Source organism: Sphingomonas sp. P3_C6 (assembly GCF_056402595.1).
The window spans coordinates 175,454-190,888 of record NZ_JBFUHB010000006.1; the positions used below are offsets into that span (position 1 = coordinate 175,454).

Here is a 15,435-nt window from a genome sequence, read left to right on the forward strand (position 1 = left end):
TGACGCGTGCGGGGTTCGGGGATCGACAGGGAAGGGGATCCGGACGGCGTCCTGGTCGCGGCCGCCATCGACGGGGATCGCGACGCGTTCGCCACCTTGCTCCGGCGCCATTATGATCGGATCCACGGCCTCGCCTGGCAGATGACCGGCTCGCGCGCCGACGCCGACGATATCGCGCAGGACGTCTGCTGCACACTGGTCGAAAAGATCGGCAGCTTCCGCGGCGAGGCAAAATTCACCACCTGGCTGTGCGGCATCGTCGTCAATGCCTGTCGCGACCAGAAGAGGCGGCGGCGCTCCTTCCTCGGCTTCACCGAGCGGCTCGGCGTGCTGACCGGGCTGATGCGCGGCCCGGACGGCCGCGACCTGCACGACGCGATGTGGGTGAAGAGCGCGGTCGCCCGGCTGAAGCCCGCCTATCGCGACGCGGTCGTCCTGGTTGCCGGCCAGCAGCTCAGCCATGCCGAGGCGGCCGAGATACTGGGCGTGGCCGAATCGACCATCTCCTGGCGCCTGCACGAGGTCCGCCGCCTGCTCGGGACGGATGCGGCGGAGGAGGGATAAGTGGCTTTGAGCGAGGCCTAACCACCACCTCCGTTCGTCCTGAGCTTGTCGGGCCGAAGGCGAGCGAAGCTCAACGACTGTACTTTCTTCCTCTGAAGGGAAGGGCAGGGCTTCGACAAGCTCAGCCCGAACGGGGAGGGGGAGGGGAAAGCCAACCAGACCTTGTTTCAGCACCACCCGATTCAAAAAATATCGAAAACCTCCCAAGGATATCCTCCCGACCGGCGTCGAAGGAACATGCGGACGATCCTGCGCCGCTGTTTCAGGGAGAATCTCATGCCCCGCCTTCACCCGTCCGCCACCATCGGCCTGACCGTTATGCTTCCCGCGATGTTCCTCGCGTCCTGCGCCGGCTCGGGCGTCGGTCCGGCCGTCACGCCCACCGCCAAGGCTGACGACAATATCGTCGTCACCGGCGTCCGGGCGGATTCCCAATCGCGCGGGCACCTCGAAAACCAGGCGCCCGGGCTGGCCCCAGGGCTGGCTGACGTCTCGGCGTCGCCCGCACCGCCGCCCCCACCGCCTCCGCCACCGCCGCCCCCGCCCCCGCCGGGCCTGCTCGCCCCGTCCCCGATGATGGTGACGGGCAAGATGATGGCCTCACGCTCCTTCGCCCCCATGGCTGAATCGCGCGTCCGTCTGCCGTTCCCGCCCTATCAGGACGTAGGCCGCGACAAGTTCACCGCCACCACGCAGAACCCGTTCAAGATCGTGCGCGAGGATCCGGTCTCGACCTTCTCGATCGATGTCGACACCGCCTCCTATTCCTTCGTCCGCGCCTCGCTCAACCAGAACGTCCTGCCCCAGCCGGCGGCGGTGCGGACCGAGGAGATGGTCAATTATTTCCCCTACAGCTACGCCGCGGCGCGGTCCGCCGATCAGCCGTTCAGCTCCAACATCGCCGTCTTCCCCAGCCCCTGGACGGCCGGGCGCAAGCTCGTGCGCATCGGCATCCGTGGCTATGAGATTCAGCGCGCCACCCGCCCGCGCGCCAATCTCGTCTTCCTCATCGACACCTCGGGCTCGATGAACCAGCCCAACAAGCTGCCTTTGGTCAAACAGTCGCTCGCCATGCTGCTCGATCAGCTCGACGGCAATGACCGGGTCTCGATCGTCACCTATGCCGGTTATGCCGGCACCGCGCTCGAACCGACCCGGGCCAGCGAGAAGAGCCGCATCCTTGCGGTGATCGACAGCCTCGGCGCCGGCGGCGGCACGGCGGGCGCGGAGGGCATCCGCCAGGCCTATACCCTGGCCGAGGCCAATCTTGATCCGAAGGGCGTCAACCGCGTCATCCTCGCGACCGATGGCGACTTCAATGTCGGCATCACCAATCAGGATGAGCTGAAGGGCTATGTCGAGCGCGAGCGGGGCAAGGGCGTGTTCCTCTCCGTGCTCGGCTTCGGCATGGGCAATTACAATGACGCGATGATGCAGACGCTGGCGCAGAACGGCAACGGCGCCGCCGCCTATATCGACACCGTCAGCGAGGCACGGAAGACCCTGGTGGATGAGGCGACCTCCACCCTGTTCCCGATCGCCAAGGACGTGAAGATCCAGGTCGAGTTCAACCCCGCGACCGTCGCCGAATATCGCCTGATCGGCTACGAGACGCGCATGCTCGCCCGCGAGGATTTCGACAATGACAAGGTCGATGCGGGCGATGTCGGATCGGGCCAGACGGTCACCGCCATCTATGAGATCGTGCCGGTCGGCGGCCCGCGCTCGATCGGCGACCTGCGTTATGCCCGGCCCGCTGCCGTGGCCCAGCCATCGCGCGGCGGCGAGTATGGCTTCGTCAAGATCCGCTACAAGCTGCCCAAGTCGGACACGAGCCGCCTGATCTCCACCCCGATCGACCGCACGACGGAAGTGGCGCGGTTCGAGGATGCCCCGCGCGACGCCCGCTTCGCCACCGGCGTGGCGGCCTTTGCCGAGCTGCTGCGCGGCGGCAAATATAACGGCGCGATGACCTATGACGACGTGTTGCGCATCGCCACCGCGACCCGCGGCGAGGATGATTTCGGCTACCGTACCGAATTCGTCCAGCTCGTCCGCGCGGCCAAGTCGGCCGGGGCGCTCGCCCGGCTCGACCGGTAGCGCATGGGGCGGGGGCCGCGCTTGTGGTCCCCGCCCGATCGCACATTCGACCGGGCCGTAATTGAGGTTATAAGACCGGCAGATGTCCCTTTCCCGTCCCTGTTCCAGGCTCCTGCCGGATTGCCCGATGATCCGTGTCACCGACGGGATTTGGTGAATGGCCGGGGATAACGACCTGTCGGCCTCGCTGCCCGATCCGCCGCCGCCGCGCCCGGCCGCGCGCGATGCCGCGATTGAGGCCGCCATGCGCCGCTTCGACGGGCAGGATGCGATACCACCACACCTCGCCGCCACGCCGCGCCCGTCGCCGCGACGGCTCGGCCGCCCGCAGATCGGTGCGCTTGCCACCCTTGCCCTGGTCGCCGCGATCGGCCTGCCGGTCTGGATGTCGACCAGCGACCGCTACGCCACCAGCGACCGGCCGGTTCAGGCTCCGGCCCGAGCCCCTGCGTCGGTTTCGACGACGCCCCCAACGACGCTCGCGCGTGCAACCGACCAGCCCGCGCCGCCACTGCCACCGGCCGACCCTGTCGAAGGGCCGCCCTCGCCGGTCGCGCAGGTCCCGGCCGTGCCCGCCGCCAAACCGGTTGAGACCAAACCGGTTGAGAGTAGCGCCGACCGCGCCGAAGTCGCAGCTGCACCGCTGAGCCAGTCCTTCCAGGCGAAGCAGATGGAGGGGCTGATCACCACGACCGCCCGGCGCGCCGCTGCCGAGCCAGCCCCGCCGCCTCCACCCCCACCACCTCCACCTCCACCTCCGCCGCCGCCGCCACCCCCGGCAATGGCCGCCGCGCCCATAGTGACGACGATGGGCAGGATGTCGGAGGCGCGCGCCGACGACGCGGACAACATCGTCGTCACCGGCTCGGCGATACGCTCGACCGTCAGGGCGCGCCGCGCCCGCGCGGTCAGCCGGCGCGGCGACTGGAACGCCTGCACGATCGACGATCCGGGCCGCAGCCTCGCCGCCTGCAAGAATCTGGTCGATCCAGCCGCGTCAGGCATCACTGGCCGCGCGGCGGCACATGTCGCCGATGGCCTTGCGCTGGCGTGGCGGGGTAACACGGATGGGGCGATCGCGGCGTTCGATCAGGCGGTTGGCATCGCGCCGAAACTCGCCATCGCCTGGCTCAACCGCGGCCTCGCGAACGAACGCAAGGGCGACCTGAACCAGGCGATTGCCGATCTCGACAAGGCAGTGCGGTTCGCGCCCGGCACCGCGCGGGTCTATTACAACCGCAGCCTCCTGTACCGCCAGCGCGGCGACACCCGCCGCGCCGAGGCCGATGAGGACCGCGCCCTCGAACTCGACGACCGCTACGGCGATGTGATCGCCGGCAGCCGCCGCTGACCCGCCGGTCCGAGAGGCGGCGGGACGACGCGCGGCCGGTGGCTCCAGAGGGCGCTCACAAGGCCCGCTGCGCCGGACCCGATACGTGACAGGATGATTTGTGGGTTCGAGGTGGCATATTGGCCGGCGCGCGCCTACCTCACGCGCTCGACTAGCGGAGATGTTTCCATGCCTGCCGACTGGACCTCGATCGAAGCCTTGCCCTCTCCCCGGCTGGAGACCCTGTTCGCCGACGATCCGGACCGGCTGAAAAAGCTGAGCCTGGACATTGCCGGCCTGCATTTCGACTGGTCCAAGACTCACCTGACCGCCGGCGCGATCGCCGCGTTCGAGGCGCTGGCCAGGGCGCAGGACCTCGCCGGCAAGCGCGAGGCGCTGTTCGCGGGCGAGGTGGTCAACCTCACCGAGGGGCGGTCCGCGACTCACACGGCGGAACGCGGCGAAGGCAAGGCGGAGGATGTCAGCCTCGCCATGACCCTCCATGCCCGCATGCGCGCCCTGATCGATGCGATCGAGGCGGAGGCGCTCGGGCCGATCCGCCATGTCCTGCATGTCGGCATCGGCGGCTCGGCGCTCGGCCCGGACCTGCTGGTCGATGCGCTCGGCCGCGAATCCGGGCGGTATGACACGGCGATCGTCTCGAACGTCGATGGCGTCGCGCTGGAGGAAGCGTTCGGCCGGTTCGATCCCGCCGCGACCCTGCTCGTCATTGCCTCCAAGACCTTCACCACCACCGAGACGATGCTCAACGCGGAAAGCGTGCTCGAATGGATGCAGGAAGGCGGGGTCGAGGATCCCTATGGCCGCGTCGTCGCGCTCACCGCGTCGCCCGACAAGGCGGTCGAATGGGGCGTGGACGAAACGCGCGTGCTGCCCTTCATGGAATCGGTCGGCGGTCGCTATTCGCTCTGGTCGTCGATCGGCTTCCCCGCCGCGCTCGCGCTCGGCTGGGACTGCTTCGAGCAGCTGCTCGACGGCGCCGCCGAGATGGACCGGCATTTCCGCCTCGCGTCGCTCAGCGAGAATGCCCCCGCGCTCGCCGCCTTCGCCGATCTTTATTACACCCAGGTCCGCCACGCGGAGACGCGCGCGACCTTCGCCTATGACGAACGGCTGCGGCTGTTGCCCTCCTATCTCCAGCAGCTCGAGATGGAATCGAACGGCAAGGGCGTGACGGTCGACGGCAAGCCGCTCGGCCGGCCGAGCGCCGCGATCACCTGGGGCGGGGTCGGCACCGACGCGCAGCACGCGGTGTTCCAGCTGCTCCACCAGGGCACGCATCTCGTGCCCGTCGAGTTCGTCGCGGTGATCGAGGCCGGCGACACGCTGGCCGAGGATCATCACCGCCAGCTCCTGCTCAACGCCTTTGCGCAGGGCGCCGCGCTGATGAAGGGCCGGGCCAATGACGCGGATCCGGCACGCAGCTATTCCGGCGACCGGCCGAGCTCGACCATCCTGCTCGACGTGCTGGACGCGCGCACGCTGGGCGCGCTCATCGCCTTTTACGAACACCGCGTGTTCGTGAACGCGACCCTGCTCGGCATCAACCCGTTCGACCAGTTCGGGGTGGAGCTCGGGAAGGAAATGGCCAAGGCAGCGGGCGAGGGCGGTCAGAAGTTCGACGTCTCGACCGAGGATCTGATCAAGCGCGCCTTCGCCGACCAATAACCCTCTCGATACCACCACCCTCCGTTCGGGCTGAGCTTGTCGAAGCCCTGTCCTTTCTTTTGGACGGCGGGCCAGAAAGTGCAGCCTTTCGACAAGCTCGGGGCGAACGGAGATTATGATGACAAGCTACGATTACGACCTCTTCGTCATCGGCGCCGGTTCCGGCGGCACCCGCGCCTCGCGGGTGGCCGCGGCGCATGGGGCGAAGGTCGCGGTCGCCGAGGAATATCGCGTCGGCGGCACCTGCGTCATCCGCGGCTGCGTGCCCAAGAAGCTGCTGATCTACGGCGCGCATTTCGCCGAGGACCTGGCCGACGCCCGCCGCTTTGGCTGGAACGTGCCCGATGATTGCGCCTTCGACTGGAAGGTGCTGACGAAGAACGTGTTCGAGGAGGTCGACCGGATCAACGGCGCCTATACCGACACGCTGAACAACAATGGCGTGGAGATCATCAGGGAACGCGCGACCATCACCGGCCCGCACGGCATCAGGCTCGCCGGCGGGCGTGAGGTGACGGCGAAGACCATCCTGGTCGCGGTGGGTGCGACGCCTTCGGTGCCGAAGTGCCCGGGTCATGAATATGGCATCACCTCGAACGAGGCATTCCATCTCGACGCCGTGCCGAAGCGCATCCTGATCGCCGGCGCCGGCTATATCGCCAATGAGTTCGCCGGCATCTTCCACCAGTTCGGCGCGCATGTGACGCTGATCAACCGCACCGACGTCATCCTGCGCGGCTATGACGAGCAGATCCGCGACCGCCTGCTCCAGATCTCGATGATGAAGGGGATCGACTTCCGCTTCCATGCCGATTTCCAGGGCATCGAGAAGATGGACGATGGCTGCCTGAAGGTCAGCATGGCGGGCCATGAGCCGATCATCGTCGATTGCGTGATGTTCGCGACCGGGCGCGACCCCAATACCGAGGGACTGGGCCTGGAGACGGCGGGCGTCGAGCTCGATCCCAAGGGCGCGATCGTCGTCGATGACGACAACCGGTCGACCTGCGACAGCATCTATGCCGTGGGCGATGTCACCAACCGCATCCAGCTCACCCCGATCGCCATCCGCGAGGGGCAGGCCTTTGCCGACACGTTGTTCGGCAACAAGCCGACCCGCGTCGATTACGAAAACGTCCCCTCCGCCGTGTTCAGCCACCCCCCGATGGCGGGCGTCGGCCTCACCGAAAGCCAGGCCAAGACGAAGTTCGGATCGGTCAAGGTCTACACCTCGGATTTCCGCCCGATGAAGAACGTGCTGGCCGGCCGCAACGAACGCTCGCTCTACAAGATGGTCTGCGACAGCGAGACGGACAAGATTCTCGGCCTGCACATGATCGGCCCGGATTCGCCGGAAATCCTGCAGGCGGCGGCGATCGCGGTGAAGGCAGGCCTGACCAAGGCCGCGTTCGACCAGACCGTGGCGCTGCACCCGACCATGGCGGAGGAGCTGGTGCTGCTGCGCTAGGCGCCCGCGTCGCCCTGTCGCCGTACCGCGAACTTCGCCAGCGCGGGGCCAAGGATGACGCAGGCGAAGAAGCGCAGCGCCTGCAGCGCCATGACATAGGGTACGTCGACCTTCGTCGACGCAGCGATGATCGCGACCGAGTCCATCCCGCCGGGGCTGGTCGCGAGATAGGCGGTGATCGGGTCGACCCCGCCGAAATGGGACAGCAGCGCGCCGATGCCGGCCGAGATACCGATCAGCAGCAGGATCGACAGCAGGATGCGCGGCAGCACGCGCGCTGCGGCCCGCACGATCTCACGGGTGAAGTGCAGGCCGATGCGCCAGCCGACGATGGCATAGCTCGCCGCGAGCAGCCATCCCGGCAGGTCGAACCGCACCAGCCCCGCGATGTTGAGCGCGGAGCCGAGCAGCAACGCCCCGATCATCGGCCCCGCCGGCAGCTTGAACCGGATGCCGAGCCAGGCGCCGACCGCGGCGATGGCCAGCGTCTCGGCAAAGGCGATCGGGTCGATCGGCGGGAACCAGTCGGCGGTGGGGCTCTCCATGCCGCCATGCGCGCCGACCAGCGCCGCGACGATCGAGGCCGTGCCGGCGACGCACACCACGCGGCTATAGGTCATCACCGCGACCAGCCGCCATTCGGCGCCATAGGACTGCGCCATCAGCACCATCGCCGCGGCACCACCGGGCATGCAGCCCCACACGGCAACGCTGCCCGGCAACCAGCCCAGCCGCCCGATCAGCAGGCCGATGCCGACGCCCACGCTCAATGTCGCGGCGGTGACGGCGAGGAACACCGGCCAATGCTCGATCACCGTGCTGACCGTGCCGGCGGTGAAGGATCGGGCGATGAGCAGGCCGACGAACGCCTGCGCCGCCTGGAAGGACAGCGGCGGCACCGTCACCCCCTGGCCGCGGGTCGCAAGGATGATCGCCGCGATCATCGGCCCGAGCAGCAGCCCCGCGGGCAACCGGAGCGCTTCGAGCACGCCGGCGAACAGGGCGGACAGGCCGATCAGCATCGCCCAGCGGATGGGGGCGGTGCGGGCGCCGCGCTCAGCCACGCAGCATCGTCCCCCGCCTGCGCAAGGGCCGGTTGACCAGGACTAAAGCGGCGGCGGCTGGATTGAGCGGTTCCATCGGAGCCTCGGGGCAGGGCGGGTACACTGGTTCCTCTCGCCCCGCCCGTAGCGCTTGTCCAGACGGTTAGGCGTATCCGTCGGTCGCGCGGACCAGGCGGTCGAGGATCGCCGGTTCGGAATAGGCGTGGCCTGCGCCGTCGATCAGGTAGAAGTCGGCCTCCGGCCAGGCGCGGTGCAGGTCCCACGCGGTGCGGGCGGGGCAGATGTAGGCAATGTGCTCGGTGCGCGCGCCGATCGCGCCGGCCTCCTATGCGAGTTCGCCGAACTTCCTGACTACCTGGCATTATGCTGGTCTGATCGGGCGCACATTCAGGGCGGGCGCGAACCTCAAGTTCTGATCGTCAACCATCGAACGCTTGGGGCGGCTCCGCGAGGGCCGCCCCTTTTTTTGGCCAGTATCGACTCGTGTCTCCATCGTCACACGGGGAATGGGCCAGCGATCCTCGGCGGAGTCGCCATCCAGGAGCGCTATTTCAGCGGAAGGAACAGTTCGGCGAGCACTTCATGAGCCGGTGCGCCCGGAGAACGGGAAAATTGTCGCTGGCAATAGATCGGGAAGTCACGCGCTTCCTCGCCGCTGGCCGGAAGCCAGTCGCGATAGAGATAGAGCGCGGCGGGCTCCAGATTATGGGAAGCGCCGTTGACGCACAGCACTGCGCAGCGTCCGCCGAGGATCATGCCGGCTTTCATCTGCCCGTCGTCCGCCGCGATCGGCCGGTCGGTCCCGACACAGATGTCCATGCTGTAATCGGCCGGGTTCGCGGGGGTCCTTTCGGACCGGAAGATGTTGAAGGTCGCGCTCGTCTCGGGCGACAGACCGGCCGCCTTGCGCCACGCGATGAAGCGCTGGATCGTGTCCTGTATCGTCGCGCGGTCGCCCCGGTGCTCCATGATCGCCACCGGCGTCGGGGGGACTTCGCGGATCGTTACGTCGTCTTGGGTATAGGTCGTGTGCATGAGCTTGCTCCTCGCATTTTCGAGCGGCGCGAAGGCCGCAAGCCACGGCACCCAATCGGGAGATTTCCGGAAGGACGAAGGCGATTGCCCGAACCGTTGTCGAAAGGCGCGGGCAAAGGCATCCGGTGCATCATAGCCGGCATCCATTGCTATATCCGTGACGCTTTGAGTGTCATCGGAAGCAAGCCGGTGCGAAGCCCGCTTCATACGGGCAAGCTGAACATAGCGATGCACTGACACCCCGAAGGTTGCCATGAACTGCCGGTGGAAATGGAATTTGGAAAAGGCCGCCACACGGCTCACCGTTTCCAGGTCCAGATCGCCGTCCAGATGCTGGTCGATATGGTCAAGCACCCGCTGCATCCGGGTGAGATAGTTTCGATGTGCCGCCGTCATGGTCCCTTCCTCCGTGGCGGCACCAGCTAGTCGCTCATAGCCATAGCGCGCTCGACCGATCTTGCGGTTTGGAGCGGGTCGGCAGGGAATTCCCTTGATACGCCGAAGCAAACGGAGGCTATCTCCCGGCGTGAAACCATGGTCGGGCGGGGCGCTAGCCTACCCGGTTCGCCACCAGATCGTCGACCACTGCAGGATCGGCCAGGGTGCTCGTGTCCCCAAGGCTGCTCACGTCGCCCTCGGCGATCTTGCGCAGGATCCGGCGCATGATCTTGCCGCTGCGGGTCTTGGGCAGGCCCGGCGCGAACTGCACCGCGTCCGGCGCGGCGATCGGCCCGATCTCGGTGCGGACCCATTTCACCAGATCCTTGCGCAGTTCGTCCGACGGCGTCTCGCCCGAATTGAGCGTGACATAGGCGTAGATACCCTGGCCCTTGATGTCATGCGGCATGCCGACGACCGCCGCCTCGGCGACCTTGGGGTGGAGCACCAGCGCGGATTCGACCTCGGCCGTGCCCATGCGGTGGCCCGAGACGTTGATCACGTCGTCGACCCGGCCGGTGATCCACCAATAGCCGTCCTCGTCGCGCCGCGCCCCGTCGCCGGTGAAGTATTTGCCGGGATAGGTGGTGAAATAGGTCAGGAAGAAGCGCGCATGGTCGCCCCACACGGTGCGCATCTGGCCGGGCCAGCTGCGCGCGATGACCAGATTGCCCTCGGTCGCGCCGTTCAGCACGGTGCCTTCGGTATCGACCAGTTGCGGGTCGACGCCCGGCATCGGGCGGGTCGCGCTGCCCGGCTTCAGGTCGGTCGCGCCCGGCATCGGGGCGATCATCGCGCCGCCGGTTTCGGTCTGCCACCAGGTATCGATGATCGGGCAGCGGCCTTCGCCGACCACGTCATGATACCAGCGCCACGCCTCGGGATTGATCGGCTCGCCGACCGTGCCGAGCAGCTTGAGCGAGGCCCGGCTGGTCTTCGTCACATAGTCGTCGCCCTCCTTCATCAACGCGCGCAGCGCCGTGGGCGCGGTGAAGAGGGTGTGCACCTTGTGCCGGTCCACGATCTGCCAGATGCGACTGGCGTCGGGCCAGGTCGGCAGGCCCTCGAACATCAGCGTCGTCGCGCCGTTCGCGAGGGGGCCGTACAGGATATAGCTGTGGCCGGTGACCCAGCCGATATCGGCGGCGCACCACCAGACATCGCCCGGCCGGTAATCGAACGCCAGTTCGTGAGTCAGGCTCGCCCAGAGCAGATAGCCGCCGCTGGTGTGGAGCACACCCTTGGGCTGGCCGGTGGATCCCGAGGTGTAGAGGATGAACAGCGGGTCCTCCGCGCCCATCGCCTCGGCTGGGCAGGTCGCGGCTTCCGTCTTTGCGGCCTCGTGATACCAGATGTCGCGACCCTCGCGCATCGTCACGTCGCCGCCGGTGGCCTTCACCACGATAATCGTCTTCAACGCCGGCGCGCGCTCGGCCGCTGCATCGGCATTGGCCTTTAGCGGGATTCGTTTGCCGCCGCGCCGTCCTTCATCGGCCGTGACCAGGAAAGCGCTGTCGCAATCGGTGATGCGCCCCGCCAGCGCCTCGGGCGAGAAGCCGCCGAACACCACCGAATGGATCGCCCCGATCCGCGCGCAGGCGAGGATCGCGAACGCCGCCTCCGGGATCATCGGCATGTAGATGGTGACGCGGTCGCCCTTCTTCGCGCCCTGGGCCTTCAGCACATTGGCGAAGCGGCAGACCTCGGCATGGAGCTCGCGATAGGTGAAGCGACGCGGTTTCTCGCTCGGTTCGTCCGGCTCCCAGATCAGCGCGGTCTGGTCGCCACGCTTGGCGAGGTGCCGGTCGAGACAATTGGCCGCGACGTTCAGTTTGCCGTCGGCGAACCACTGGATGTGGAAATCCTTCTCGCCGAACGACCAGTCGCCTGCGATCTCGGGCCGCTTGATCCAGTCGAGCCGCCGCGCCTGTTCCAGCCAGAAGCTGCCCGGGTCGGCAAGCGATCGTCCGTAAAGCGTCTCATATCCGTTCGCATCGAAGCGCGCCTGCTTCGCCCATTCGGGTGGTACGGGATAGAGCGTCTTATCGGACATGGCGTTCTCCTGCGCGCTCTCTTTGCCGCGGGGCCAACCGATTGCAAGCCCGGCTTGGTGCGACTTCCATTTCAATGTAAAACCCGTCTTCCACAGGCGGGGAGAGCGGTCATGGCGGGTACGATCCTGGTGACGGGCGGCAGCGGCTATATCGCCGGCTATCTAATCCGCCAGCTCGCGGCCGAAGGCTGGAAGATCAACGCCACGATCCGCTCGTTGAAGCGCGAGGCCGAAGTGCGTGCAGCGCTGGGCGTGCCGGGCTCGTCGATCCGCTTCTTCGCCGCCGACTTGATGAACGACGCCGGCTGGGTCGAGGCGGTCGCCGGGTGCAGCCATGTCGCGCATGTCGCCTCGCCTTTTCCGCCCAATGCGGTGAAGGACGAGAATGAGCTGATCGTGCCGGCACGCGAGGGCGCGCTCCGGGCGCTGCGCTTCGCGTCGGGGGCAGGGGTCTCGCGCTTCGTGATGACCTCCTCGGTGGCGGCCATTGCCTACGGGCATCCGGGCGAACGGACTTATACCGAGGCCGACTGGACCAATGTCGATGCACCCGGCCTTGGCGCCTATGTCAAATCCAAGGCTATTGCGGAACGCGCTGCGCGCGACTGGATGGCGATGCAGGGCGGTGCGATGGAATTCTGCACGATCAATCCCTCCGCCGTGCTCGGCCCGCTGATGAGCGACGATTTCTCCGCCTCGATCGAATTCGTGAAGCGGCTGATCGACGGATCGATGCCGGGTTTCCCGCGGCTCGGCTTCGCGGTGGTCGATGTACGCGATCTCGCCGACCTGCACGTCCGCGCGCTCACCGCGCCGGGCATGGCAAACGAACGCTTCATCGGCGCGGGGCCGTTCATGATGATCCGCGAGGTGGGGGATATCCTGCGCGATCGGCTCGGCCGTGAAGCGCGCAAGGTGCCCACACGGGGCATCCCGGATTTCGTGCTCCGGCTGATGGCGGTATTCGACAACAGCATCCGGCAGGTGACGGGCGAACTCGGACGGACGCGGGCGGCGAGCTCGGACCATGCTCGAGAAGTCCTCGGCTGGGAGACGCGACCGGCGGCGGAGACGATCGTCGACACCGCGCGCAGCCTGATCGACCGCGGGGTCGTAAGAGTCTGAGGTTCGCCCGCAACGAACGGGGTCGATGTGGTGCGCGCCTAACCGCGCTCCCGCCCGGCGATCGCGGAAAGCGCGATCCCCGCGACGATGAAGGCCATGCCCCAGAAATGGAAGGCATGCAGTTCCTCGCCCAGCAGTACCGCCGCGAGCGCTGCGCCGAACAGCGGCATCAGCGCGATCATCTGTCCGGCCCGGCCGCCGCCGATCATCGCGACGGCGCGGTTGTAAAGGAAATAGGCGAGCAGCGAGGGCAGTACCGCGACATAGGCGAAGGCGGCGATCGTGGAGGGGCGCCAGGCGACCGTGGCGCCACCCACCCATTCATGCACCGCGAGCGGTAGCATGACGAGTGCCGCGATGGTGAAGGTGGTCGCGAGGAAGCTCAACTGGTCGACCGACGGGCGGACCTTCAGCAGCACGGTGTAGAAGGACCAGACCAATGTCGCGGCGAGAATCAGCAGGTCGCCGGGGCCGAGCTGAAGGTTGAGCAGGGACGCGATCTCGCCCCGCGACACGACCCAGGCGACGCCGATGGTCGAGGCGACGACCCCCAGCACCTGAAGCAGCGGCGCCCGCTCGCCGAAGATCAGGCGGCCCAGCAGCACTACCATGGCCGGGATGGCTGCCTGGATCAGCATCGAATTGGTCGCCGTGGTGTAGCGCAGGCCTGAATAGAGAAAAGCGTTGAAGGCAGCGACGCCGAGCAGCCCAAGCGCGAGCACTATGCGCCAATGGGCGCGCAAGGTGGGCGCATCGGCCCGGAGCCGCCGCCAGGCGAATGGCATCAGGATGGTGGCGGCCCCGGCCCAGCGCACGAGCGCGAGGGTGAAGGGCGGGATATCGTTGCGGACTGCCCGCCCGACGATCGCGTTGCCGGCCCAAAACAGCATGACCACGGCGAGAAAGGCGTACGCACGCCACTGGATGGAGGACGCGGCGGCGGCGCTGGCGGGGCTGTTTGTCATTGCTGTCTTCCCGCCGGACCGTGGACGGCATCGGTTATCGGAAACAAGGCGGTTCGGCCAGATCGCGGGCGCGGCTGTCTCTCAATCTGCTGGCCATGCCGTTCGCGGGATCGGCTGTGTAGCAGGTAACAGCCGCGTTCAGACCACCCGGTACGGCACCGTGCCGCGCAAATCCGGGTCGACCGCGATGTCACGATCCGCGGGCGGGAAGGCGCGCTGGTCGCAATCGTCGCGCGGACAGAGCCGACAGGAGATACCGATCGGGATCGGCGGCGCGGTGCGATCCAGCGCGTCCGCATAGACGAAGTCGGCGGCGTGTTCCGCCTCGCAGCCCAGGGTCACGGCAAAGCGGCGCGGGCTGCGGGTGAAGCTGCCGCTCGGTTTCACCAGGCCCTTGGCCATCGAGACATAGCGCACGCCGTCGGGCGTCTCGGCATGCTGGACGACGATGCGGTCGGGGATCGCAACCGCCTCGTGCACGATCCACAACGGGCAGGCGCCGCCGAAGCGCGCGAATTGCAGCCGCGTCGCGGAGTGCCGCTTGGTGATGTTGCCCGCCATATCGACCCGGCAGAAATAAAAGGGGATGCCCTCCGCGCCCGGCCGCTGAAGCGTCGAAAGGCGGTGGCACGCCTGTTCGAAGCTGACGCCGAAGCGGCGGCACAGCCGGTCGATGTCGTGGCGCATCTGGCGCGCGGTGGCGCGAAACCGGGCATAGGGCATGGTCAGCGCGCCTGCGGCGTAATTGGCAAGGCCGATGCGCAGCAGGTTGCGGGCTTCGCTGCTGGAGACAGAGGCGCCTTCGACGATCTCCTGGATGCTCTCGGCGAATTCGATCGCGACGAGCTGGTGCGCGATCAGGAAACGCCGGCTCTCGGGCGGCATGGCCCCGTTGAGCGTCAGCGTGCCGCGCTGGCGGTCCAGCGCGCGTAGCGGCGCCGCTTCGTCGGGTGTCGCGACGACGGCGATATCATGGTCGGCGAGCCGCGCGATCAGCGCCGATTCCTCCGGGCCGAGCTGTTCGGCCAGCGTCTCGACCGCACGGTCGAGCGGGTCGACATAATTACCGGCGATATGGAACCAGTCGCGCACCGCTTCCCACGGCATGCGCGCGCCGGCACCGGAGATGCCCGAGGTCATGCTCTCCTCGACGATCTGCAGTCGTTCCTCCGCGGCGCGCACCGCGGCATGGAGTGCGATGATCCGGTCGGCGATCTCGGGCCGCTCCTCTGACAGGCGCTCGATTGCCTCGGGCGGCGGGGCAGGGGGCAAAGCGGGGTCGGCCAGCGCGGCGGTCAGGCCGGCGAGCCGCATGGCCGGCGCTTCGTGCTCGATCAGTGCGCCGGGATGCCGTCGGCGCAACGCGGCCGTTACCGACGGGGTGAGCGGCCGGTCGCCACTTTCGAGCTGGGAGAGATAGCTTACCGAAATGCCGAGCCGCGCGGCCATCGTTGCCTGGTTGAGCCCGGCGGTTCGGCGCAGGGCGCGGAGCTGTTCTCCGGCATAGAGGCGTGGCGTGCGGGACATGGCCTCCCGAACCGGTACTTCGCAAAATCATCCTTCGCAACTTCGCAAATTCACATTTGCAAAACATCCTGCACCTT

General features: G+C 67.5%; 11 protein-coding genes and 1 pseudogene. 6 read left to right on the plus strand and 6 right to left on the minus strand.

The genetic code is table 11. The annotated features are described in order from the left end of the window. Positions 1-6: 6 nt before the first annotated feature. From AC1DT7_RS09480 to gor, 5 genes are all read left to right on the plus strand, one after another. Positions 7-564, plus strand: coding sequence for an RNA polymerase sigma factor (locus tag AC1DT7_RS09480; protein ID WP_478035691.1), 558 nt, complete (start codon positions 7-9; stop codon positions 562-564). Between the two features lie 276 nt (positions 565-840). Continuing rightward, on the plus strand, positions 841-2,664 hold the full coding sequence (locus AC1DT7_RS09485) for a vWA domain-containing protein (protein WP_478035692.1): 1,824 nt from the start codon (positions 841-843) through the stop codon (positions 2,662-2,664). Positions 2,665-2,821: 157 nt separating this feature from the next. Next, positions 2,822-4,015: a tetratricopeptide repeat protein gene (locus AC1DT7_RS09490; RefSeq protein ID WP_478035693.1), complete on the plus strand. Its 1,194-nt coding sequence runs from the start codon at positions 2,822-2,824 to the stop codon at positions 4,013-4,015. A gap of 168 nt (positions 4,016-4,183) precedes the next feature. After that, positions 4,184-5,683 (plus strand): glucose-6-phosphate isomerase, encoded by a 1,500-nt coding sequence (gene pgi / locus AC1DT7_RS09495; protein WP_478035694.1) that lies wholly within the window; start codon positions 4,184-4,186, stop codon positions 5,681-5,683. Positions 5,684-5,801: 118 nt separating this feature from the next. Then, entirely contained in the window at positions 5,802-7,151 is a 1,350-nt protein-coding gene (gene gor / locus AC1DT7_RS09500; RefSeq protein ID WP_478035695.1) for a glutathione-disulfide reductase, read from the plus strand. On the opposite strand, the gene AC1DT7_RS09505 is transcribed toward gor, so the two are convergent. From AC1DT7_RS09505 to acs, 4 genes and pseudogenes are all read right to left on the minus strand, one after another. Continuing rightward, positions 7,148-8,215, minus strand: coding sequence for an AbrB family transcriptional regulator (locus tag AC1DT7_RS09505; RefSeq protein ID WP_478035696.1), 1,068 nt, complete (start codon positions 8,213-8,215; stop codon positions 7,148-7,150). The genes gor and AC1DT7_RS09505 overlap by 4 nt on opposite strands. 142 nt (positions 8,216-8,357) lie before the next feature. Beyond that, positions 8,358-8,495: pseudogene (locus AC1DT7_RS09510) on the minus strand (prolyl aminopeptidase); the annotation flags it as partial. Between the two features lie 266 nt (positions 8,496-8,761). Further along, on the minus strand, positions 8,762-9,646 hold the full coding sequence (locus tag AC1DT7_RS09515) for an AraC family transcriptional regulator (protein ID WP_478035697.1): 885 nt from the start codon (positions 9,644-9,646) through the stop codon (positions 8,762-8,764). A 154-nt stretch (positions 9,647-9,800) separates the two neighbouring features. Then, a complete protein-coding gene (gene acs, locus AC1DT7_RS09520; protein WP_478035698.1) occupies positions 9,801-11,741 on the minus strand; it encodes an acetate--CoA ligase in 1,941 nt (646 codons plus the stop codon). Between the two features lie 111 nt (positions 11,742-11,852). Between acs and AC1DT7_RS09525 the strand changes: the two genes are divergently transcribed. Next, the gene (locus tag AC1DT7_RS09525; RefSeq protein WP_478035699.1) at positions 11,853-12,866 is read left to right on the plus strand and encodes an NAD-dependent epimerase/dehydratase family protein; all 1,014 of its coding nucleotides are present in this window, start codon (positions 11,853-11,855) and stop codon (positions 12,864-12,866) included. Positions 12,867-12,904: 38 nt separating this feature from the next. Here the strand turns inward: AC1DT7_RS09525 and AC1DT7_RS09530 are convergent, their stop codons facing one another. Continuing rightward, a complete protein-coding gene (locus tag AC1DT7_RS09530; protein ID WP_478035700.1) occupies positions 12,905-13,831 on the minus strand; it encodes a DMT family transporter in 927 nt (308 codons plus the stop codon). Positions 13,832-13,969: 138 nt separating this feature from the next. Beyond that, positions 13,970-15,358, minus strand: a complete 1,389-nt coding sequence (locus AC1DT7_RS09535) for a helix-turn-helix domain-containing protein (RefSeq protein WP_478035701.1) — start codon at positions 15,356-15,358, stop codon at positions 13,970-13,972. Between the last annotated feature and the right edge of the window lie 77 nt (positions 15,359-15,435).